Here is a 19,557-nt window from a genome sequence, read left to right on the forward strand (position 1 = left end):
TATCAGCAACATCCAGCATAGTCTGTTCTTGGATCATATTAGTGCTCCGTTAAGTTAAAAAAACACCCTTTCGGGACGACCTACTTACACACAGAGGCGTAAGAGGTTGCGGAATATAACATAACACGCAAGCTGAATCAATAAATTTTTAGTTTTAAATACGTAAGGTGTCCGAAGAGGAATGATGTTTTTTACAATGCGATTTGAGGGAAAAATTGTTCGGTGAGTTTGACGAAATCCATTAGAGAAAGTGACCGTACTTTACTCCTTTGTGGTAAAAGCGCGGTCAAATTTCTGGCGGAAATATCCTGCTCCAAGACAAAACACGATGCTTTGCATTCTTTAAAATAATGAGGATATTTTATGGCCAGTAATACACCATCTTGCCAAAGCACAACAGCGTCATTTTTGGTCATTGTAGCAAAATAGCCGGTTAATTCATTGTCACTATAAGCTGCTTGAGAAAAACAATAAAGCATGCAATTCCCTTAAAAAGTTAATAATTTTTCCGCTTGATTTAATTTCGCCATCAATAAAGCTCGGTCAATCTTCTCGGTAGATAAAATAAGCGTACCGTCCGTAATCCCGAATTTCTCTAGTGAATCGACACAACTAAAGCGCTGTTTGATGCCATATAAATCAAGTAACTTGAAAACGCGGATAAAATCTTTTTGCAACAACAATTCCGGCTGTTGCCCGTTTAATAAATTTAGTACGCCATCATCTATAAAGAACACGCCGATTTCATCTTCATCGCAAAACGCAGTGGCTGCGAGCACCGCATCCAGCCCTTCTCTGGCAAGGGATGAACCATGGGGTGGTGAACGAAATAAAAAGGCGATTTTCATAAGCTAATCACCCTATCAGCTGTTAATACTGCTGCCATAAATTCGCCCAAGCCCGCGATGATAAATCCATTGGCCAAATTATATTGCGTTGAATTCTTTGCCGTTATCCGATCCACCACACCGCGGCGTTGCGAAGCGGCGACACATAAATGCAATGGCACATTGTACCGGTGAGAAAAAGCCTGCCAACATTTCGTTAAATCGACTTCATCATTAGCGGAATAAACTAAACCACTGCCATTCGTCACCCCGTCCTGAAAGAAAAAAATTTGGCTAATGACATGTCCTTTTTCAATCAATGCTTCGGCGAATTGATACGCCAAATAAGCGCCTTGTTTACCGTAAACCGGGCTTTTAACAGCGAGAACGTAATTCATTATTCTTGGTCTTGTTTAAGTTGACGAATATAAAGATAAACGGTATGACGCGAGATATTTAATCGTTCCGCGACTAAATTAATGGCGTCTTTAATATCAAAAACGCCTTTCCCAAAAATAGTCACGGATTTCATCAACACATTCCCTTTCGCTCGCGTGAAATAAGGCTTTGACAGGCTTTCGCTCTACATATTACGCAGCGAACGTAAAGCCAAGACGGTGATCGGCGAACCTATTTGGTGATTAGCATTATGTCCGTTTGCAATACGAATGGCAGAATGCTCGATATCTTCCAAAGAGTGCAAAACAATTTCGCAATGCTCGCCGATAAGCGCGCTTACGCCATCCACCACCGCATTGGAGGAATTGAGAATTGTGCGATCTTCATCCGTGAAAATATGCTTATCATGTAACATGGACAAGTTCCAAAACTACGCTAAAAGTAACCGCACCTTTATACCGTAAAATTAATAATAAAGCACAAGCAAAATGCCTGTGCTTCGATTAAATAAACTCATTTATTATTTTGCTTTTGGATTGACATCCAATACTTCAACTTCAAAATAAAGCGTAGCGTTCGGCGGAATGGCAACACCCGCCCCTTGTTCACCGTAAGCTAATTCAGGCGGAAGCACCAACTCAATTTTACCGCCTTTTTTTACTAACTGAAGTCCTTCGGTCCAACCTTTCACTACTTGGTTTAAACGAAATTCGGCCGGCTGACCGCGTTCAACGGAACTATCAAACACTTTACCGTCCGGTAATTTGCCTGTGTAATTCACTTTAACAATATCGGTCGGTTTGATCGCATCACCTTTACCCGCTTCAATCACACGATATAACAAACCGGATTTAGTGGTTTTCACGCCCTCTTTTTTGGCGAAGTCTGCGCGATATTTATCACCTTCCTCCTGCGCTTTTTGCGCAATTTCCTGCACTTTTGCCTGCTCTCTTTCCATCATTCTTTGTTCAAATCGTTCTAACGTTTTGGTTAATTCACCGATTTTTTCTTCGCTAATTTTACTATTTAATACATCGGCAACCGCTTGATTAACCTGTTCCGGATTTAATTTGATTTCTCCTTGATCCGCCATTAATTTAGCTTGCGTCATGGAATAAGCGGTTAATGCATAAGACACATCGTCATTAAATTTCGCGTCCGTTTTTTCATTGGCGAAAACACTACCAGATACGACCGTACCGACCATTAATGCGACAAGAGAATATTTTTGAATTTTTAACATCTTTATTAATCCTTTATAATAAAAAAACGCTGAATAGGTTAAATCGGATTTAAGCTATTCTCAACTTTTTTTTAAAATTAGAGAAAATTTATGCAAATCCAACAAATATTAGAGACCCGCATTGCAGAACTTGAAACAAAGCTCGCATTTCAAGAGCAATCAATAGAAGAGTTGAATCAAGCATTAATTCAACAACAATTCGATATGGATAAAATGCAGCTACAATTGCGCTACATCGCAAGCAAATTAAAAGACTTTCAACCGTCTAATATTGCCAGCCAAGCGGAAGAAGTGCCGCCGCCTCATTATTAAACAAAAACGGATAATCAAAAAATGGTTACCCGTTTTTGTTTAATTGCAATTTAAAATACTTTTTACTGCCCGACGACTTGTTCACTCATAAAACTAGCCACACTTTACTGCATTACTGCACAACCATCGTACCGATACATCCCATATCTGCCAACATTAAATTCGACGAACCAAAAATAAACGGATAAACATTAGAAGATGGTTGTTCAAAACGTACCAAAATTTGTATCTTACCGTTCACCCAAACGGTGTCTTTCCAAGCTAGCTCGCTTTCTTGCGTGATCTCATCGTTATAAGATTCCACAATGAATTTTGCGCCTTGCACACTAAAACCGACCGGTCGGGAACTGGTTAAAATCCAGCGTTCGATACTACCTTGTTTCGCCAACACGTCTATGCGACGAGGATCAAAACGCTTTTGGTTAATCAAACCGTTCGTTACATCCAACTCGAAAGTACGTTCTTGTGCAACCTTCGCTTTTAGCATTAAACCTGCATCGGTTTCAAATTTTACTGCCATCTTTTGCGCAAAAGCGGAAAGTTCGCCTAAGGGACGCAATTCCAACACGGTATTATCCGCGAGTTCACCTTCGGAAGAAAAAAACTGTTTTACTCTATCGAAAACATCGCGTTTATGCCCGGAAATTAACGAAACGCCCTCACTTTCAGTTAAATTCACAAGGATTTCCACGCGCTCACCTGGAGCCAAAACAAAGGATTTAACGGTTTTTCCTTGCGGTAAAAATCCCAAATCTTGCGCAATTAACGTCATTTCTTGCTCGTTATCCAAGCGTAAATTATAAGCGCGTGCCAACGAGGCATTAACCAAGCGTAATCGCACCCAACCGCGCGGCACCTCTAAATACGGCGCTTCCGAACCGTTCACCAATAACCGATTGCCCACAAAATACGGTTGATTTTGCCTGAATAATTGAACCCCGTCGCTGTTAAATTCCATATCTTGCAAAATTAACGGAATATCGTCCACGCCATATTTATTCGGAAGCGGTGATTTGATGCTTTGCTCGTCTTCAATCAACCACATTCCCGCCAATCCGCGATACGTTTGATAAGCAGAATTGGCAAGCGTGGAAGAACGATACCAACAAGTTGAAGCCGGCTGCTCAATCGGCACAATCGGCGCCCAAGATTCGCCTTTTTTTAACACCCGTGTCGCACCACCGAATAATTCGCCGGATGCCTGCAAGCCCTGAATAGAAAGAGAAACGTGTTGCGGTAAATTATTATGATAATTAAGTTTGGCAAAGCTGCCGGACTTAATTTTGATCGTCGGGCCTAAATAATTGCCATTGAATCCCCATACGCTGACTAAATGACTGCCGTCTAGGTTATAGCCCATTTCTGCCATCGTCAGCACAATTGGGCGACCGCGCCGCACATCAATTAACGGCGGTACCGTAAGCTTCGGACGGGAGGCTGCCAACAAGCGCGTGGGGAGCGCGGTCAATGCGGTGCTAATCAGAGAGCTCTTTAACAACTGACGACGAGAAAATCTAGGCATCCGAACATTCCTTTTGCGTTCGGGCGATTTCCGCGTCCAGCTCGGCAATACGTTTTGCCATCAAATCGTGGCAATAAGCCGCCAATTCGCGTACGTTTTCCTTGCTGTAATTGCTAGTATCAATCGGTTCCATCATTTCGCAAATCACTTTGCCGTTATCCCAACGATTTAACTTAATTTTGTTTTGCGTCGTCGAACACACAACCGGAATAATTGGCACACCGGCCGCCACCGCTGCATAAAACGCGCCAGTTTTAAACGGCAACAAGCCACGCCCGCGACTACGCGTCCCTTCCGGGAACATCCAGATCGATAAATTATCTTTATTTATGCGCTCCGCCAGCTTAGTCATCGTATTATGTGCTTTGGAACGATTGTCGCGATCCAGAAAAATATTGCCGCTCACCCAATACAAAATGCCGAAAAACGGCACCCAAATCAGACTTTTTTTCCCCACGCTCACAGTACGCGGCAACACCATGTAGGAAATCGTCACCATATCGTAATTATTTTGATGGTTGCCGATATAAATTGCGCGCCCTAAATTCGCTTTATTAGGTGGAAAACGATGCTCCACCTTTAGGCCGAATAACGGATATAAACGCCCGAACCAACGTGCCATCACACCTACATTGCTCGGATTTTTAAAACGAACGAAGGAATAAAGCGTACCCAGCACGCAAATTAAAATACAACAAACCGTGACAATCAAAATTCTAGCCAGTTTTAACATACCAATACCTATAAAAAATTTTCGCCTAAGTATAACAAAAAACGATCGCGAATTAGACGGGATTTTGGGTTTTATGCTAACCTAAACAAAAATTTAGGGTAATTTTATGAAAAGAACCTATTTCATTTCCGATCTACATTTAAGCGAAAATCAGCCTAAATTAGCCGCACTTTTCTTTGATTTTATGCAAAACCTCGCGCCGAATGCCGAGCGCGTTTATATTCTCGGCGATTTATTTGATTTTTGGATCGGCGACGACGAACAATCGCCTTTAATTGAACAAGTAAAAAATGCCATCAAACAACTAACTACATCGGGTGTAGCTTGCTATTTCATTCACGGCAACCGCGATTTTTTAATCGGTAAAGGTTTTGCGCAACAAACCGGTCTTCAATTATTACCCGATTATCAATGCATCGATCTTTACGGCAAGCCAACCCTGCTCTGTCACGGCGATACCCTGTGTATTGATGATGTGAAATATCAACAATTTCGCCACAAAGTTCATCAACCCTGGCTACAATGGCTGTTTCGTCGCCTGCCGTTAACGGTACGGTTAAAAATTGCGCAAAAAATTCGCGCTCAAAGCAAGCGAAATAAGCAACAAAAGTCTGTTGAAATTATGGACGTCAATTTACCTTTTACCCGACAAATCATGCAACGTTTCAATGCGGTGCTATTAATTCACGGTCATACGCATCGCGAAGCAATTCATCAATATGGTGACAAAAAACGCATCGTTTTAGGCGACTGGCGCCCAAATTACGCTTCAATTCTAACGGCGACAGAAAACGGTGAAATTTATTTTCTTAAGTCGCCTTAAAGCGCACCTAAAACTACTCGTTGAATTTCAGTCACTTATAACTTTTTCATCTACCAAATAGCTTTTACTTCTTTCGCACTTATCCATCGTGCGCGTAGAATCTTTTCCGACAATAATTTTATAGGAGAGTGTTATGTCCCAATTTACTATTCACACCGTTGAAACTGCGCCGGAAGCGGCAAAAGAAGCCTTGAAGGCAGTTAAAAATGCCAATGGATTTATCCCGAATTTAATCGGCGTGTTAGCCAATGCACCGGCTGCGCTCGAAACTTACCGCACCGTGGGCGGCATTAACGGCAAAAACAGCCTTACCCCGGCAGAACGTGAAGTGGTACAAATCACAGCTGCAGTTGTGAATGGATGCGGTTTTTGTGTGGCGGGACACACCAAGATCGCCCTAAAAGTATTAAAACTACAAGAAGACTTAGTGAATCAAATTCGCGCTGTCGCACGCATCGAAAACGATAATAAACTCGATGCGCTAGCTCGTTTCACGCTTGCTGTGATTGTGCAAAAAGCCAAACTAACCCAGGCGCAATTACAAGCTTTCTTCAATGCAGGCTATAATCAAGAACAAGCGATCGATGTTATTTTGGGCGTTAGCTTGGCAACCTTATGTAATTACGTAAATAACATTGCGGAAACGCCAATTAATCCTGAATTACAACCATTCGCATAAAATAAATACATAAATAAAAAACGGTAAGACATTGGTTTTACCGTTTTTTATTTATTTTTCATATAACAAAATCATCAAAGATATATAAACTAATTATTTCTCTTTTTATTTTTCGCTTGTTACATTTAAATCCTATCGTTTTTTAATAAAAAGGAAATAATATGCAACATCGTGATCTCTATCCCCATGAAATTTTGCAAGACGTCATTGACAAAAGTTACGCTAAATCACAAGGTCATCTCAAAACTTTAGCCATTTTAAGCTTCTTAGGCGGCGGTTACGTCAGTTTCGGTTATATGGCGTATTTAAAAGTTGTGAGCGGCATTCCGAGCGATTGGGGCGGCTTAGCCACCTTACTCGGTGCTGCAGTATTTCCAATTTGCTTAATTTGTATCCTGATCGGCGGCGGCGAACTTGCCACGGGAAACATGATGATGATGGCGCTAGGCCGTTTAAGTAAACGCGTAAGCCTCAACAAATTAGCACGCAACTGGGTGATCGTCAGTCTTGGCAATCTTGCGGGCGCCCTCTTTATGGCGTATTTCTTAGGGCATTATGTGGGGTTAGCTGAAGGTTCTGCGGCCGCCAAAACCATCGCCATCGCCGAAGCCAAAGTACAAATGGATTTCGGCCGCGCGTTTATTTCCGCCATTGCATGCAACTGGATGGTATGTATGGGCATTTGGTTCTATTTCGGCGCGAAACAAACCTCCGGTCGTATCCTTGCTATGTGGTTCCCAGTGATGATTTTCGTACTTATCGGTTTACAACATTTCGTCGCCAATATGTTCATTATTCCGGCGGGTATTTTTGCCGGCGCAAATGTGACTTGGAGTGAATTTTTCTTAAATATGATCCCAGTATTCCTCGGCAATGTTACGGGTGGTGCCGCCTTCGTCGGTGCATCCTATCTGTACGCCTATCGCCATTTATTAAAAGAAGATTACCAAATCTAACGATTAAAAGGCGGTCGACATCGACCGCTCCTCACACAACGCTTCGGCTCCTACTCCTCATGTAAATCCGCCCGCTATTTTTAAATAAACGCCTTGTCATCACGCACATTGAATATCCTGAATTCGACACGGTTTTTTATTGCGTCCTTCGCTTTTTGCACTTACCATTTCGCACCCAACAATCGTGGAAAAACCGGTGTAAAATTTTAGCGAACTCAATTATCTTCTCGCTTTAACGCAAGCGTAAAATTTCGGAAAGGCTGAACGATTATTGGGCGCATTACCCTCGCTTAATCCACAGTATGAAAAGTTTGACAACAGGCCAGCGATTGCGGTGAATGCGGTGCTATGTGCGATATCCAAAACTGCGCGAATTGTTAGCGCAATTTGATCAAAATGCGTATTTCTTCTCAACACGATGACGAATTAGATGGAAATCTTGCCGAACTACATCATGGCTTATGAGCCGCTTTATGTGTACTCTCCGAGCCATCGCGGTACGCCAACGTATGCAAATTAATCGTGGATACGTCACAGTGACCAAATAAATTTCTAATTAGGATTTATAATGATTGAATTGACTTCTCCTCAAATTTTAACGCTCATCGGCGTGTTTATTTTCATTCTGATCGGTTTGCTGTTTTTCGTCGCCCGCCGCACACGCGACGTGCAAGAATTACGGCAAGATTTAAACAAAAGCCACCAAGATTTCAATCAACTTGCCGCACGCTTTGACGCATTGACGCAACAAAATAACCTATCGGAACAGCACCGCATTCGAGCACAGGCAGAACGCGAAGGCTTACAAATTCGGCTAACGGAACGCGATGAAAAAATTGCTTATCTCAGTCAGGAATTGGATGAGGAACAACTGCGCAATGCGCAAATCGGCAGTCAAATCAGCGCTTTAAAAGAACGCTTCGGTATCGCCTCGGCACAAGCGGAAAGTTTGCAAAATCAGTTACAACAAAGCCAAAATCAACTTGTACGCAAAGAACAAGAACAGCAACAGTTAACGGAAAAATTGACCACTCTTACGCAAGAACTGACCGGTTTAAAAACCCGGCTGGCGGAAAAAGAAAAGCATTTCGCCGAACAGCAACAAGCTATTGAGCAATCGAAGCAACAGCTCGGTACGGAATTTCAAAATCTGGCTAACCGTATTCTGGAGGAGAAAAGTCGTTCCTTTAACCAAACCAATCAAACCGCCTTGGAAACCCTGCTAAAGCCGTTTCGCGAACAAATTGAAGGCTTTCAAAAACGGGTGAACGAAATTCATTCGGAAGCGCTGAAAGGCAATGCAGGATTGGAAGCAGAAATCAAAAAAGTGTTACAAATCGGGCTGAATATGTCGCAAGAGGCCAGTCATTTGAGCACCGCATTGAGGGGCGAAAAGAAAACGCTCGGCAACTGGGGCGAAATGCAACTAGAGCGCGCCTTACAATTAGCAGGCTTAATTGAGAACGTGCATTACCGCGCGCAGGCGCATTTTAAAGATGAACAAGGCGGGCGTAATTATCCCGACTTCGTGCTGAATTTGCCGGATGACAAAAATATTATTATCGACAGCAAAATGTCGCTACCGGCGTATGAAAGTGCGGTCAATACCGAAGAGGATGCCGAACGTGAACGTTTACTGCGCGAGCATATTAAAGCGCTGAAAAATCACATCGACGACCTGCATAAAAAAGATTACAGCAATTTGATCGGCATGCGCAGCCCGAATTTCGTATTAATGTTTATCGCGCTGGAACCGGCTTATATTGAGGCGCTGAAGCTCGATCCGAGTCTGTTTAATTACGGTTACGAAAAAAATGTGATTATGGTTTCGCATACCACGCTGATGCCGATTTTGCGCACCGTAGCGAACTTATGGCGCATCGAACGCGGTAACGCGGAAGCCAAAGAAATCGCGGAAAAAGCCGGCGAAATTTATAACCAGATTTGCTTGGTGGCGGAACGTTTAAATAAACTCGGCAACACACTTTCTACTGTCAGCAGCCGTTATAACGAAACCGTCACTGCCTTGGTAGGACAACAAGGCTTAGCCGGCAAAGCGGAGCGCTTCAAAGATCTTTCCGCCAAAGCCAATAAAACCATGCCAAATGTAGCGTTGCTAAATAACGAGGTGGATTTAAGTCGTCTTGCTTTAATCACTCAAAAAGATGAAAAATAAACTCGTATTCGTTATTGCTATTTTAAAAAAAACTGCTATTTTCTGGCGGTTTTTTTATTTATCACGTTTAGGAAAGTTAAATGGAACATCAAAAACCACAAGATCCTTATGCAAAGTACAATTCACAGTCTAACCTATTAAGTAAAATTATTTTTGCCAGCCGTTGGCTACAACTGCCGATTTATCTCGGGCTTGTCGTAGTGCAAAGCATTTATGCCTACAAATTTATGAAATCTCTATGGTATTTAATCGCCAATATCAACGAAATGGATTCCAACACTATTATGCTTGCGGTATTGAATTTAATTGATGTGGTGATGATTGCCAACTTATTGGTAATGGTCACTATCGGTGGTTATGAAATTTTTGTTTCCAAGCTCAAAACCCGCAATCACCCCGACCAACCCGAATGGATGAGCCACGTGAATGCCACCGTGTTAAAAGTGAAGCTTTCCATGTCGATTATCACGATTTCCTCAATTCATATGCTGCAAACTTTCGTGAACATCAGCAACTTGCCGGAAAAAACTATGATGTGGCAGCTGTTATTGCATCTCGGTTTCTTGGTATCTGCCATCGCATTGGCCTATACCGACAAAATTCTGTACAGCACCAGTCATAAAACGCATTAATGTCGAACACGCCTTTTCTACGCCGAAACGCCGACAAAAACTCCGTTGGCGTTTCTTTTCGCCCGCGTAAGCCGAAACGCCAACCAACGGCCGTTAAAACCCGCGTGATTTTATTCAACAAACCTTTCAATGTGCTCACTCAATTTACCGATGAAAGCGGACGTGCCACATTGAAGGATTTCATCCCGATTCCGCACATTTATGCGGCAGGAAGACTTGATCGCGATAGCGAAGGTTTATTGCTACTGACCAACGACGGTGCGTTACAGCACCGCATTGGAAACCCGCAGTTTAAGTTGGAAAAGACTTACTGGGTACAAGTAGAAGGCGAACCCACCGAAGCAGATTTGGCCCGCCTACGTCAAGGTATCGAACTGAACGACGGCCCGACTAAACCCGCCAAAGTACGCCTGATTCACGCACCGAATTTGTGGCCGCGTAATCCTCCGATTCGCGTGCGGAAATCCGTTCCGACTTCATGGCTGGAAATTAAAATCAGCGAGGGACGCAATCGCCAAGTGCGTAGAATGACCGCACATATCGGTTTTCCAACTTTACGTTTGGTTCGTTACAAAATCGGCAATCTTTCCATTAAAGGTTTAGCGAACGGCGCATATCGGGAATTATCGACAGAGGAAATTAACGTATTATGCGCTGCATTGAAAAGCGAAAAACGCCCATAAAAAAAGCGGTCAAATCATATTTGACCGCTTTCTCTTTTCGCTAAATTACCACCAACCGAGTAATTTCATCCAAAGTCCACCGACTACAAACCAAATAATCAATGAGAAAATTGACGCGATAAAACTCACGCCCCACCATTGACCGGTGGTGTTATAACCGGAGCCAAATAATGCCGGTCCTGGGCCGCCCGCGTATTGAGTCAGACTCATGGAAAGCGTAGACGTATAACCCAAACCAATGGCTGCGATCATCGGCGGTGTACCGACCGCAATGGCCGCCGCCAAGAACGCTAAATACATGGCAGAAATATGGGCCATTGCAGAAGCGAAGAAATAGCGAGTGTAGAAATACACCAATACCAAAATGGTGAACGCAATCGGCCAATCAAACACACCCACATAGTTGGAAATGTGTGACGAAACCCACGTGATAGTGCCGTATTTGTTCAATGCGTTTGCCATCATCACCAATACCGCAAACCAGAACATAGTGTCCCACGCGGTGGTTTCCGCCACGATATTTTTCCAACTCATAATATTGCTAAGCAATAAAATCAACAAACCGATAAAAGCGGACGTTGTGGCAGAAATGCCGAACATTAAATCGCCCACCGTCCAAAGCACTAATAACAATAAGAAATCAAGCGCCAAAATAATTTCCGCACCGGACATCGGCCCCATCGCTTTTAATTCGCTTTTTGCCATTTCCGCCATTTTCGGCGTGTCTTTAAGTTCCGGTGGATAAATTAAATAAACTAAATAAGGCAACAGAATTAAACTCACAATGCCCGGCACAATAGCGCCGATAAACCATGTCGTCCAGGTGATTTCTACGCCTTGCCCCTTCGCCAATTCAGCGATGAGCGGGTTGCCCGCCATGGCAGTCAAGAACATAGTGCAAATAATCGTATCGATTTGTGAAACGGCAATGGCTAAAAACGCTCCGGCACGGCGCGCCGTCGGACCCGGCTTGGAATCGTACGTATCGGCGATAGATTGCATAATTGGGTACATAATACCGCCCCCACGTGCAGAGGCGGAAGGAATACCCGGACCGATTACTAAATCCGCCAGCGCCACCCCGTAAGCAACGCCCATCATGCGTTTACCAAAACGCGCGACGAAATAAAGCGCGATTCGTTTACCCAAACCGGTTTTAATCACCGCGCGAGATAAAAACATCGCAATACCGATAAGCCAAATGGTCGCGTTGGAAAAACCGGACAACATTGCCACTTCGTCTTTGCCGGCTTTAATCGGTGTTAAACCGGTTAAACCACTGATCACCAAGGCCACCAAGGTCGCCGCGCCCATCGGCATGGCTTTGGCGATAATCGCCACAATGGTCGCCACAAATAACGCGAACATACCCCACGCGCGTGGCGTCAGGCCTTCCGGAACGGGAATCAAATAAATTCCCAATCCCACCAAAATTGAAATCAACAACCCTTGCCACTGAAAGCCTAATTTGACTTCCACGGCAGGCGCTTTAGTATCCGACATCGCAGTCCTCCTCCAAATAAAAATAACGAGAAATGAGTAAGCTTAAGTTACCTTTCGCATTATGCACCTGAAAAATAAATTCACAAAGCGCCAATTGATGATTTCCTTAAAAAAGGCGATTACTGAACTTCGTTCTGAGCACCGCATTGAAGCCTCATTCGCTCGCTTCCGAGACGAGCTTCACATAATTTTGCTGTTTAAAAGAGGCCTTTAATAAGCCTTCCAATTGCCACCAACCTAAGGTTAAATCCTGCTCGCCGGCGGCGTAAGGGGCGATTTCATACGCCCCGTAAATAAAATGCACGCCATTGAAATCCAAATAAAAATTATCGGAAACATTAAAATCTTGTTTGCCAACAAAAGTCTCATCGTCTTTCACTTCGCCATTACGGGTATAAACCTCCCACAATAATGCTTTAATTTTTGACAAGACATTTGCATCAAATAAATCGGTTAATTGCAAAATTTGATGGGTCGTCATATCTAACGTGAAATACCGTTTTCCACCCATGCCATGAGCGCCGCCACTAAAACCGTAATAGCCGATGACAAACGTTGCCAATTTTTCCCTCTGGCCGATAAAATCGACCCAGCGCTTATCCTCGTAACCGATACTTGGTATTTCGAGCATTTCTTTTTTGGTGTCATCCAACTGTTTTTGATATGCTGCAACGAATTCCTCGCGAGTCGGCACATTGCCGTTTTCACGCGTCAACTCTGCCCACAACAAAGCATTTAACCAATCCGCATTGGTCTTTAAAGTTGAAACGGAATACTCAATCTTGCCTTCCTCCGGCGCATATTCCTTTGATTTTGGATAATTAATCGTTTCGGATTTTTGGAATACCGCCTCTTCTTCCGCAAAAATGGTCGGAATAACATTATCCGCGCGCATTTGTTGTACCGATAAATCCATCTCAAGCCGCTTGTTCTGCTCTGTTAATTGCGAGACGGTTCGATTAAGTTCATCTATTTGGGCTTGCGACTCTTTATCTTGGCAACCGGCGGTAAGAAGAACGCTCAGAATCAGCGCGGAAATCAATTTGTTTTTCATATTTTTCCTTATAAATCAAATACATTTTTATCACGCAAGATATGATCGTTACCTTTTCGCCGTAAAAAACCGACACGATCAAAGTATTCCATCAATTGCACCGTCAGTTTACGCCCGAAGTTCAAACGGTCACGCACTTCGTTTACCGAAGCTTTGCCTTCTTGTTCAGCGATTTGTTTAATCAAACGCGCATAAGCGTAAACCGTTTCCGTCAAGAAAAAACGATCTTTTACAATCGGCGTAAGATAGCCAAGTTTTCCCGCTTTATACATAAAATTACGCATCACGGCTTCATCCATCGCTAACGCATTCGCCATATCACGTACCCAAATGGCTTGCCCATCAGCTTTTTCAAATTCATTTAACACATCCGCCCAGCGCGCTTGTTCTTCGCTGCTAAACTGAATTTTATGTTCGGGTAAATGCAGCCAACCGCGCGTTTGCTGCAAGCTGCCATTATCTAGCATGTCATCAATAAAATGATTAATCAGCTTTTCCGGTTGATTCAGCGCCGCCATACGATAAAGCCGCGCTTTACTAACGCCGAGTTGATCATTGTGCTGCGCGTGATAAAGGGAAAGTGCAGTGACAATTTGCTGCGTTTTTTCTTGCACATAATCAGCGCTAAAACACCAGTCTTGATACCGAACAGCACCGCATTGAAAGAGCATCTCGTCCAGTTGCACGGCATTTAGTTGTTCCAACCACATTAATTGACGTGCCGCGACGGCATTATGTTGCAAACTCAGCGCAAGGCGTTGCGAGGCGTTTTGTGCCATGGCTAAATGGCCGAGGAAGGTTAAACGCGCTTCGGTGCGTTTATGGCGTTTCGGTGAATTAATTTCCAGCACGCGTGCGCCGGCAATTAAACTTTTTGCATCGCCGCTGCGCAAAATGAGTCTATCATCGAACGCGAGGAACAACGGCGAATCCAACATTATTTCCGCTAAAGTGCGGTCGTTCTTCGCCACATTTTTGCCTTTGAGCAAAGTTAGTTTGCCTGTCGTGCGAGCGGCGCCGTGATAAACGTGTACAGGCTGGCTTTCGTTCAATGCGGTCTCCGCCCAAATTTCCACAGTGAGACGATCTGTCGGCGGTAGCGGTTCCTCTTGCAATAACCAATCACCGCGTGTTATCGGTGTACGAGCCAGATCCGCATTCAAATTTAACGCTAAACGTTGTCCGGCCAACCCTTGTTCACTAGGCGTGTTTTGCGCATGAATGGCTTTCACACGCACTTTTTGCCCCGAAAAAAGATAAAGCTCATCATCCACGCTCACCGCGCCTGCGAATGCGGTGCCGGTAACCACCGCGCCCGCCCCTTTCACACTAAATACACGATCGATGGCGTAACGAAACGGTTTATTCGTATCAGCCAATTCCGGCAGCATCTGCAAATAATCACGCAATTCGGCAATGCCTTGACCGGTTTCGGCCGAGGTCACAAAATAATTTGCCTTGCGTAAAAAATCATAATTTTGTTTGATTTGCTGAATTAATGCATCGATTTGTTGCGAGTTTGCACGATCTGCTTTGGTAAGCACCACCATGATTTCGTGGAATTGTAACTGACGCAAAATCGCCAAATGTTCCTTAGTTTGCGCCGCAATGCCCTCGTCCGCCGCCACAATTAACATTGCGTAATGCACACCGCCCAGACCTGCCAACATATTCGATAAAAATTTTTCGTGTCCCGGCACGTCAATAAAACCGAGCACTTTTTCTGTCAATGGAAGATAGGCATAACCTAGATCAATGGTCATACCGCGCTTTTTTTCTTCCGGCAAATGCGCCGTACTGGTGCCTGTGAGCGCTTTTAACAGCGCGGTTTTACCGTGATCGACATGGCCTGAAGTGACAATAATCATAGTTCGTCTACCGTATTCAAAAGAGTTTCAATATCCGCCACGCTGCGCAAATCCAGCCACAGTTTGCCGTTTTCCATACGTCCGATAATCGGTTGGGAAAGCTGTTTAAAACGTGTAGAAAGTGCGCTCAATTTTTGTGGCGTTTTTTCAGAAAGCGTCACCGCGACAGAAGGAATGCGTTCCATCGGCTGCGAGCCGCTGCCGATTTGCGCCAAACTATCTTCAATTTGAAGCTGAAAATCTGCATTTAAACGGGATTCCAAGCGGGCTTTTAAGCGTTCGGCATCGGCACGCAATTGTTCGACAGATTTTGTCAGCAAACGCAAAGTCGGCAAGCGTTCACTAAGTTTTTCCGGATTCAAATATAAGCGTAAAGTAGCTTCCAACCCTGCTAAAATCACTTTGTCGCAACGCAACACGCGTTTTAGCGGATGAGCTTGCAATCGCTCTATCCAAGCTTTTTTGCCAACAATAATGCCCGCCTGCACACCACCGAGCAATTTATCGCCCGAGAATGACACCAAATCCACGCCCTGCGCCACTTTTTCTTGCACCGTCGGTTCTTTCAGCAAACCGTATCGACTCAAATCCATCAACGCGCCACTACCTAAATCGGTTATGACCGGCACATTCATTTCCCGCCCGAGTTCCGCCAACTCCGCTTCGGAAACTGCTGAGGTAAAACCGCAAATTTGATAGTTACTGCTGTGAACTTTCATCAAAAAGGCGGTATTTTCATTAATTGCGTTGCGATAATCTTTCAAATGTGTGCGATTGGTGGTACCTACTTCCACTAGCCGGCAACCGGCTTGTGCCATAATGTCCGGAATGCGGAATGCACCGCCAATTTCAATCAGTTCGCCGCGCGAAATAATCACTTCTTTACCTTGCGCAAAAGTCGCCAGCATCAATAACACTGCCGCTGCATTATTATTCACTACGCAAGCAGCTTGTGCACCGGTTAAACGGCATAGCAATTCGCTGATGTGGTTATCGCGGTGACTGCGTCTCCCCTCATCCAAATCATATTCCAACGCTACGTTTTGTCGCATTGCGGCAAGCGCTGCCTGTTGTGACTCTTCCGACCAAAGAGCGCGACCGAGATTAGTGTGCAAAACCGTGCCGGTAAGATTATGCACGGCTTTGATTTGTACTTGATTTTGTTGCTGCAAATATTGTTGAAGTGCGGCAAAAGTGCGCTCAAGATCCAAGAAATTTGTTGGTAATTGTTGATGTTGCTGAATAAATTGACGGGCTTGCACTAATAATGTGCGACAAGCCAGCACCACAGCGCTATGCCCGAATTCACTAATGAGTTGTTCGCCTTGCGGCATTTTGAGAAGTTTATCAACGGAAGGCAATTGTTGAAAAAGTGCGGTCATCTTGAGGCTCGTTTAAAAGACATTAAAATTTAAAAAACATTGAAATTTGAAAGGCATTGAAATCTGAAAGACATTGAAATGCCCCGTAATTTACGCTAAAGTAACCGCAATTTCAACCGCGGAAGGGCGTCATCTCCGGTGAGGTGGCAGGACTTCAAATCCTGTTGGGGACGCCAGCGTTCCCGGGTGGGTTCGACTCCCATTCCCTTCCGCCAATTATCAAGTGCTTTATCAAAAGTTTCTTTCGGCCTAAAAAAGCGGCGCGTTGTCCCCCAAAATCCACACCACCAAAACAGAAAACAACGTTACCTCTCAAAATAGCACCGCATTGAGCGCTTTCAATGCGGTGCTATTTGGCGATCTCAATTTACAAATTCGCTGAATTCCAATTCGTAATCATCACCGTCTCGGCTGTATTTGATATAGCGCGGGAATTGCTCACCGGCAAATTTTTTCACCATAATATCTTTGTTACCGGTTTTGAACGTGTAGGTAATTTCCGTGACGGTTTGCTTGCGGTACGTCGTCTGCTTTTCGCTTTTATTCAAGCGCACGTTTTCCATCGGATACAGTTTTTTGCCGTTAGTAATTTGGAAGCTATTCGGTAACTTGTCGTAGTAACTTAATTGAAACGCCATGGTGAATAAATCAAAGGTCGGTAATGTTAATGGCTCGCTTTCCAGACCGTTTTTCACTTTGCCGTATTCGATGGTGGTCGGTGAAATTTTGGATACTGCATAAGGTTTGCCGTTGCGAACATCTTGATAACTCACCATTTTAAATTGATTTTCAGTTTGTGAACCGCGTGACGAAAATACGATATTGTAAAGCGGAATATTGATTTTTGCGTTGATAAAATATTGTACGCCGTCCGCATTGAAATGTACGTAAGCGGGCATTAAGTAGTTTGAACTGTATTTGATGCTGTAATCAACAACAGAATGTGCGGTCGGGATGTAGGCAACACAGAGGGCAAAAAGGAGTTTGATAAATTTCATTGATTATCCTTAAATTAAAAAGTCGCCTTTTAGAGCGACGTTCAAGTCAAAAGTTTCCCATGAAAAAACCATCTTGTCGGGGAACAAGATGGTTTTTTCTATTCGTTTAGTGAGGTATTACAAAACCGCACCGGCCATTAAGAAACCAAAGAACACGGATAAAGCGATGGCAATCACCCCCGGAACCAAGAACGGATGGTTAAATACGTATTTTCCGATACGGGTGGAACCGGTGTCATCCATTTCTACCGCAGCAATTAAAGTCGGATAAGTCGGTAAAATGAACAATGCAGAAACCGCCGCAAAGGCTGCAATCGCGGCCTCAGGAGAAACGCCTAATAACAATGCGGTCGGATATAACGCTTTGGCGGTTGCCGCTTGAGAGTAAAGTAAGGTACTTGCGAAGAACAAGATAACCGCTAAGCTCCAAGGATATTGTTGTAAGAATTCAGCAGATACCGCTTTGATTTGATCAATGTGACCTTCCACAAAAGTATTACCTAACCATGCTACGCCCAATACGCAAATAACCGCAGACATACCGGATTTAAAGGTGGCCGCATTGGTAATGTTAGCAGTATCTACTTTACATGCCATTGTGATGATTGCCGCGGTGGCTAACATGAAAGAGATGATGGCGTTATCGCGAGAAAGAATCGGATTTTCGATTAAACCCACAGTTTTACTAATTGCCGTCGCATAAAGCATCACCACCAAAATCGCGAATACGAAAATCATTACCGAGCGCTTCGCGTAAGGTTTAATGTCGATTTGCATTTCGCCGCGCATAGTGATTAAGCCTTTGGCTAAACGTTCTTGGTAAACTTCGTCAACTTTTAAGTCTTTGCCTAAGAAGTTACAAATCACCGCAGTAACCATACAAGCCGCATAAGTGGTCGGGATCCAAATGCCTAACAATTGTAGGTAGCTTAACCCGAAGTTTTTCTCAAGTTCCGCCGAAAGGAAAACTACCGCCGCGGAAATCGGTGATGCGGTAATCGCAATTTGTGAAGCGATAACAGCAATGGAAAGCGGACGGGAAGGACGAATACCTTGTTCTTTCGCCACTTCCGCAATCACCGGTAAAGTTGAAAATGCAGTGTGACCAGTACCGGCCAATACAGTCATAAAATAAGTCACAGTTGGTGCGAGGAACGTAATGTATTTCGGATTTTTACGTAAAATTTTCTCGGCTAATTTTACTAAGAAATCCATACCGCCCGCCACTTGCATCGCGGCAATCGCCATGATTACGGACATAATCACGGAAATCACGTCAAACGGAATCGCCCCCGGTTTTAAACCGAGGAGGGAAAGCGCCACAACGCCCATACCGCCCATAAAACCGATACCGATACCGCCTAATCTGGCGCCAAGGTAAATAAAAAGCAGGACGACTAAAAGTTGAACCCAAATCATAATTTTCTCCAGTTATTATCAAATGTTAAATCGTGGCCATACTAGCAATAAAAAATTTGCAATTCTATAACCTAGATCAATAAATATCCGCGAAATAATCTGTGTTATCGTTAAAATTATGATTGATTGCACTTACGGGATAAAATGCGCTTCCCACAAGATTCTATAACGGTTTTCAAGGCCCCAATGCGGTGCTCACAGAGGATCTCGCCGAGGCGTTGGAGGAAAAGTCGTTTTCTTCTTTATTCATCTCATTACCCATAAGAATTTTTTTGAAAGATAGCTCAAGTACGGTTATACTTAAGCCTTCTTTCAGCCGAACATTAATCAACTTAAATTATTGAGACG

The 19,557-nt window shown here is 43.8% G+C and carries 19 protein-coding genes, 1 tRNA gene and 1 pseudogene; 8 read left to right on the top strand and 13 right to left on the bottom strand.

Annotation, left to right across the window (positions count from 1 at the left end; translation table 11 throughout):
- Positions 1-191: 191 nt before the first annotated feature.
- The 5 genes and pseudogenes from ACO59Y_RS07490 to ACO59Y_RS07510 form a co-directional block, all read right to left on the bottom strand.
- The gene (locus tag ACO59Y_RS07490; protein WP_486132032.1) at positions 192-479 is read right to left on the bottom strand and encodes a DsrH/TusB family sulfur relay protein; all 288 of its coding nucleotides are present in this window, start codon (positions 477-479) and stop codon (positions 192-194) included.
- A gap of 9 nt (positions 480-488) precedes the next feature.
- A complete protein-coding gene (gene tusC, locus ACO59Y_RS07495; protein ID WP_486132034.1) occupies positions 489-848 on the bottom strand; it encodes a sulfurtransferase complex subunit TusC in 360 nt (119 codons plus the stop codon).
- Positions 845-1,225 (bottom strand): sulfurtransferase complex subunit TusD, encoded by a 381-nt coding sequence (gene tusD, locus ACO59Y_RS07500; RefSeq protein WP_486132036.1) that lies wholly within the window; start codon positions 1,223-1,225, stop codon positions 845-847. The genes tusC and tusD overlap by 4 nt, the downstream gene beginning before the upstream one ends.
- A pseudogene (locus ACO59Y_RS07505) lies at positions 1,225-1,641 on the bottom strand (PAS domain-containing protein). The gene tusD and the pseudogene ACO59Y_RS07505 overlap by 1 nt, the downstream one beginning before the upstream one ends.
- Before the next feature lie 105 nt (positions 1,642-1,746).
- The gene (locus ACO59Y_RS07510; protein WP_486132038.1) at positions 1,747-2,469 is read right to left on the bottom strand and encodes an FKBP-type peptidyl-prolyl cis-trans isomerase; all 723 of its coding nucleotides are present in this window, start codon (positions 2,467-2,469) and stop codon (positions 1,747-1,749) included.
- Between the two features lie 90 nt (positions 2,470-2,559).
- Here ACO59Y_RS07510 and ACO59Y_RS07515 point away from each other — a divergent pair, with 90 nt between their 5' ends.
- On the top strand, positions 2,560-2,781 hold the full coding sequence (locus tag ACO59Y_RS07515; protein ID WP_373603632.1) for a SlyX family protein: 222 nt from the start codon (positions 2,560-2,562) through the stop codon (positions 2,779-2,781).
- Between the two features lie 112 nt (positions 2,782-2,893).
- Here ACO59Y_RS07515 and ACO59Y_RS07520 read toward each other — a convergent pair whose 3' ends face one another.
- Both ACO59Y_RS07520 and ACO59Y_RS07525 read right to left on the bottom strand, forming a co-directional pair.
- On the bottom strand, positions 2,894-4,303 hold the full coding sequence (locus tag ACO59Y_RS07520; protein ID WP_486132040.1) for a multicopper oxidase domain-containing protein: 1,410 nt from the start codon (positions 4,301-4,303) through the stop codon (positions 2,894-2,896).
- Complete coding sequence (locus ACO59Y_RS07525) at positions 4,296-5,036, bottom strand: 1-acylglycerol-3-phosphate O-acyltransferase (RefSeq protein WP_486132042.1); 741 nt, start codon at positions 5,034-5,036, stop codon at positions 4,296-4,298. Before ACO59Y_RS07525 ends, ACO59Y_RS07520 begins: the two co-directional genes overlap by 8 nt.
- 106 nt (positions 5,037-5,142) lie before the next feature.
- Between ACO59Y_RS07525 and lpxH the strand changes: the two genes are divergently transcribed.
- The 6 genes from lpxH to ACO59Y_RS07555 all read left to right on the top strand — a co-directional run bounded on the left by lpxH (position 5,143) and on the right by ACO59Y_RS07555 (position 10,985).
- Complete coding sequence (lpxH, locus tag ACO59Y_RS07530; RefSeq protein ID WP_486132044.1) at positions 5,143-5,859, top strand: UDP-2,3-diacylglucosamine diphosphatase; 717 nt, start codon at positions 5,143-5,145, stop codon at positions 5,857-5,859.
- 133 nt (positions 5,860-5,992) lie between these two features.
- Entirely contained in the window at positions 5,993-6,538 is a 546-nt protein-coding gene (locus ACO59Y_RS07535; RefSeq protein ID WP_373603628.1) for a carboxymuconolactone decarboxylase family protein, read from the top strand.
- 161 nt (positions 6,539-6,699) lie between these two features.
- Positions 6,700-7,494, top strand: coding sequence for a formate/nitrite transporter family protein (locus ACO59Y_RS07540; protein ID WP_486132047.1), 795 nt, complete (start codon positions 6,700-6,702; stop codon positions 7,492-7,494).
- A gap of 568 nt (positions 7,495-8,062) precedes the next feature.
- A complete protein-coding gene (locus ACO59Y_RS07545; RefSeq protein ID WP_486132049.1) occupies positions 8,063-9,670 on the top strand; it encodes a DNA recombination protein RmuC in 1,608 nt (535 codons plus the stop codon).
- Between the two features lie 80 nt (positions 9,671-9,750).
- Positions 9,751-10,302 (top strand): TIGR00645 family protein, encoded by a 552-nt coding sequence (locus tag ACO59Y_RS07550; RefSeq protein WP_486132051.1) that lies wholly within the window; start codon positions 9,751-9,753, stop codon positions 10,300-10,302.
- Positions 10,302-10,985 carry a pseudouridine synthase gene (locus tag ACO59Y_RS07555; RefSeq protein WP_486132053.1) on the top strand — a complete coding sequence of 228 codons (684 nt, stop codon included), beginning with the start codon at positions 10,302-10,304 and terminating at the stop codon, positions 10,983-10,985. Before ACO59Y_RS07550 ends, ACO59Y_RS07555 begins: the two co-directional genes overlap by 1 nt.
- A gap of 45 nt (positions 10,986-11,030) precedes the next feature.
- Here ACO59Y_RS07555 and ACO59Y_RS07560 read toward each other — a convergent pair whose 3' ends face one another.
- From ACO59Y_RS07560 to selA, 4 genes are all read right to left on the bottom strand, one after another.
- Complete coding sequence (locus ACO59Y_RS07560) at positions 11,031-12,488, bottom strand: DASS family sodium-coupled anion symporter (RefSeq protein ID WP_486132055.1); 1,458 nt, start codon at positions 12,486-12,488, stop codon at positions 11,031-11,033.
- A gap of 154 nt (positions 12,489-12,642) precedes the next feature.
- Positions 12,643-13,542: a DUF3298 domain-containing protein gene (locus tag ACO59Y_RS07565; RefSeq protein WP_486132057.1), complete on the bottom strand. Its 900-nt coding sequence runs from the start codon at positions 13,540-13,542 to the stop codon at positions 12,643-12,645.
- Between the two features lie 8 nt (positions 13,543-13,550).
- Positions 13,551-15,410, bottom strand: coding sequence for a selenocysteine-specific translation elongation factor (selB, locus tag ACO59Y_RS07570; protein ID WP_486132059.1), 1,860 nt, complete (start codon positions 15,408-15,410; stop codon positions 13,551-13,553).
- Positions 15,407-16,792, bottom strand: a complete 1,386-nt coding sequence (gene selA, locus ACO59Y_RS07575; protein ID WP_486132061.1) for an L-seryl-tRNA(Sec) selenium transferase — start codon at positions 16,790-16,792, stop codon at positions 15,407-15,409. Before selA ends, selB begins: the two co-directional genes overlap by 4 nt.
- 120 nt (positions 16,793-16,912) lie before the next feature.
- Between selA and ACO59Y_RS07580 the strand changes: the two genes are divergently transcribed.
- Positions 16,913-17,007 (top strand) — tRNA-Sec (locus ACO59Y_RS07580).
- A gap of 147 nt (positions 17,008-17,154) precedes the next feature.
- On the opposite strand, the gene ACO59Y_RS07585 is transcribed toward ACO59Y_RS07580, so the two are convergent.
- Together ACO59Y_RS07585 and ACO59Y_RS07590 are read right to left on the bottom strand one after the other, a co-directional pair.
- Positions 17,155-17,790: a hypothetical protein gene (locus ACO59Y_RS07585; RefSeq protein ID WP_486132063.1), complete on the bottom strand. Its 636-nt coding sequence runs from the start codon at positions 17,788-17,790 to the stop codon at positions 17,155-17,157.
- Positions 17,791-17,907: 117 nt separating this feature from the next.
- The gene (locus tag ACO59Y_RS07590) at positions 17,908-19,209 is read right to left on the bottom strand and encodes an anaerobic C4-dicarboxylate transporter (protein WP_486132065.1); all 1,302 of its coding nucleotides are present in this window, start codon (positions 19,207-19,209) and stop codon (positions 17,908-17,910) included.
- Between the last annotated feature and the right edge of the window lie 348 nt (positions 19,210-19,557).

It is taken from the genome of Rodentibacter sp., assembly GCF_057314195.1.

Excerpts from the sequence above, each read along its gene's own strand:
- ACO59Y_RS07550 (WP_486132051.1), top strand. The coding sequence starts at position 9,751 with ATGGAACATCAAAAACCACAAGATCCTTATGCAAAGTACAATTCACAG.
- ACO59Y_RS07535 (WP_373603628.1), top strand. The coding sequence starts at position 5,993 with ATGTCCCAATTTACTATTCACACCGTTGAAACTGCGCCGGAAGCGGCA.
- ACO59Y_RS07525 (WP_486132042.1), bottom strand. The coding sequence starts at position 5,036 with ATGTTAAAACTGGCTAGAATTTTGATTGTCACGGTTTGTTGTATTTTA.
- ACO59Y_RS07520 (WP_486132040.1), bottom strand. The coding sequence starts at position 4,303 with ATGCCTAGATTTTCTCGTCGTCAGTTGTTAAAGAGCTCTCTGATTAGC.
- tusD (WP_486132036.1), bottom strand. The coding sequence starts at position 1,225 with ATGAATTACGTTCTCGCTGTTAAAAGCCCGGTTTACGGTAAACAAGGC.
- tusC (WP_486132034.1), bottom strand. The coding sequence starts at position 848 with ATGAAAATCGCCTTTTTATTTCGTTCACCACCCCATGGTTCATCCCTT.
- ACO59Y_RS07565 (WP_486132057.1), bottom strand. The coding sequence starts at position 13,542 with ATGAAAAACAAATTGATTTCCGCGCTGATTCTGAGCGTTCTTCTTACC.
- selA (WP_486132061.1), bottom strand. The coding sequence starts at position 16,792 with ATGACCGCACTTTTTCAACAATTGCCTTCCGTTGATAAACTTCTCAAA.
- ACO59Y_RS07560 (WP_486132055.1), bottom strand. The coding sequence starts at position 12,488 with ATGTCGGATACTAAAGCGCCTGCCGTGGAAGTCAAATTAGGCTTTCAG.
- ACO59Y_RS07515 (WP_373603632.1), top strand. The coding sequence starts at position 2,560 with ATGCAAATCCAACAAATATTAGAGACCCGCATTGCAGAACTTGAAACA.
- ACO59Y_RS07540 (WP_486132047.1), top strand. The coding sequence starts at position 6,700 with ATGCAACATCGTGATCTCTATCCCCATGAAATTTTGCAAGACGTCATT.
- ACO59Y_RS07585 (WP_486132063.1), bottom strand. The coding sequence starts at position 17,790 with ATGAAATTTATCAAACTCCTTTTTGCCCTCTGTGTTGCCTACATCCCG.
- selB (WP_486132059.1), bottom strand. The coding sequence starts at position 15,410 with ATGATTATTGTCACTTCAGGCCATGTCGATCACGGTAAAACCGCGCTG.
- ACO59Y_RS07510 (WP_486132038.1), bottom strand. The coding sequence starts at position 2,469 with ATGTTAAAAATTCAAAAATATTCTCTTGTCGCATTAATGGTCGGTACG.
- ACO59Y_RS07545 (WP_486132049.1), top strand. The coding sequence starts at position 8,063 with ATGATTGAATTGACTTCTCCTCAAATTTTAACGCTCATCGGCGTGTTT.
- lpxH (WP_486132044.1), top strand. The coding sequence starts at position 5,143 with ATGAAAAGAACCTATTTCATTTCCGATCTACATTTAAGCGAAAATCAG.
- ACO59Y_RS07490 (WP_486132032.1), bottom strand. The coding sequence starts at position 479 with ATGCTTTATTGTTTTTCTCAAGCAGCTTATAGTGACAATGAATTAACC.
- ACO59Y_RS07555 (WP_486132053.1), top strand. The coding sequence starts at position 10,302 with ATGTCGAACACGCCTTTTCTACGCCGAAACGCCGACAAAAACTCCGTT.
- ACO59Y_RS07590 (WP_486132065.1), bottom strand. The coding sequence starts at position 19,209 with ATGATTTGGGTTCAACTTTTAGTCGTCCTGCTTTTTATTTACCTTGGC.